A 2,014-nucleotide genomic window follows, 5' to 3' on the forward strand; every position below is an offset into this window, starting at 1 on the left:
GGCCCCGCACCGTCCGCGCGAAGATCCTCGCGCTGCTGATGGTCCCGGTGGTGTCGGTGATCGCCCTGTGGTCGTTCGCCACCGTGACCACCGCCCAGGACGTCGCCGCACTGCGCCGCGTCCGGTCCGTGGACCATGCGCTGCGCGTCCCGGTCGAGGCCACCGTGGCCGCCCTGCAGGCCGAACGGGCCGCCGCCGGGGACCTGCTGGCCGCCCCCGGCCCGGTCCGGGAGAGCGCCCTGCGCGACACCGCCGCCGCCACCGACCGGGCCGCCGCCCCGCTCGCCCTCGCCCCCGGCTACAACCGGGCCGACGCCGAGGGCCTCCCCGCCGCCACCGCCGACCGGGTGGACGCGCTCACCGCCGCGGTCGCCGGCCTCGCCGGTCTGCGGACCAGGCTGCTCGCCCGGACCGTCACCTGGGCCGACGCCTACGGCGCGTACGGCACCGCGGTGGACCGCGCGCTGGAGGTCACCGGCGCGGTCGCCGCCGAGGCGGACCGGCCCGGCGGCTCGGACGCCCGGGTGTTGCTGGAACTCGCCCGCTCCCGCGAACTGCTCGCCCGCGAGGACGCGCTGCTGCGGCCCGGCCAGGCGCTCGGCCGCCTCCCCGACGACCAGCTCCGCGAGTTCGGCGCGGCCGCCTACGCGCGGCGGCTGTTCGAGCAGACGGCCGCCGGCGACCTGCGGCCCGCCGACCGGGCCGCCCTGGTGGCGGTCGTCGAAGGCGGCGACCACCAGGACCTGGTCCGCTTCGAGGACGCCGTCCGCGGCTCCGCCGACGGCCGGGCGGCGGCCGCCGCGGTCGCCCCCGACCGGTGGGTGGTCGCCGCCGACAGCACCGCCCGCCGGCTGGGGGCCGTCCAGTCCGCGGCCACCGCCGCGGCCCTGGAACGCGCCGACCCGTACGCCGTCGGTCTGCTCACCCCGGCCGGGGCCGCCGTCCTGCTGGGTCTGTGCGCGGTGGTCGCCTCGCTGCTGATCTCGGTGCAGATCGGCCGCGGGCTGGTCACCGAGCTGATCGGTCTGCGGAACTCCGCCCTGGAACTGGCCGGACGCCAACTCCCCGCCACCATGCGGCGGCTGCGCGCCGGAGAGGAGATCGACGTGGAGACGGAGGCTCCGCTGGGGCCGCACGGGGACGACGAGATCGGCCAGGTGCACGGCGCGCTCGGCACCGTCCGGCGGGCCGCCGTCACCGCCGCCGTGGAGCGGGCCGAGGTGCTCTCCGGGGTCTCCGGGGTCTTCGTCAACCTCGCCCGGCGCAGCCAGGTCCTGGTCCACCGGCAGCTCACCCTGCTGGACGCGATGGAGCGCCGGACCGAGGACCCGGCCGAACTGGACGACCTGTTCCGGCTCGACCACCTGACCACCCGGATGCGCCGCCACGCGGAGGGCCTGATCATCCTCTCCGGCGCCGCCCCCGGCCGGGCCTGGCGACGGCCGGTCCCGCTGGTGGACGTGGTCCGGGCCGCCGTCGCGGAGGTCGAGGAGTACGCCCGGGTCGAGGTCCACCGGCTGCCGCCGGTGGCGCTGGCCGGCCCGGCCGTCGCCGACCTGACCCACCTGGTCGCCGAACTGGTGGAGAACGCCACCGGGTTCTCGCCGCCGCACACCAAGGTCCACATCCGCGGCGAACCGGTCGGCAACGGCTACGCGCTGGAGATCGAGGACCGGGGCCTGGGGATGGGCCCGGAGGCGCTCGCCGACGCCAACCGCCGGATCGCCGCCACCGAGCAGACCGACCTGTTCGACAGCGACCGGCTCGGCCTCTTCGTGGTCAGCCGGCTCGCCAAGCGTCACGAGGTCAGGGTCGCGCTGCGGCCCTCCGCGTACGGCGGCACCACCGCCGTGGTGCTGCTGCCCACCGTCCTGCTCCGGACCCCGGAACCGGCGGTGCGCCCGGACGCCCCGGTGGCCACCGCGGCGTCCGGCGGGCCCGGCCCGGTGGCCGCCGCACCGGCCCGGACCCCGCTCCCGGCCGGGCGGGCGGGGCCGACTCCGGTCCGGCCGCC

The 2,014-nt window shown here is 78.4% G+C and carries 1 protein-coding gene; it reads left to right on the plus strand.

Going from position 1 to position 2,014, the window contains the following annotated elements; genetic code table 11:
* The coding region (locus AA75_RS29155; protein WP_233289241.1) for an ATP-binding protein at positions 1 to 2,014 on the plus strand (2,014 nt) is incomplete at both ends.

The organism is Kitasatospora sp. MBT63 (assembly GCF_000710465.2).
In the GTDB taxonomy this organism is placed as follows: domain Bacteria; phylum Actinomycetota; class Actinomycetes; order Streptomycetales; family Streptomycetaceae; genus Kitasatospora.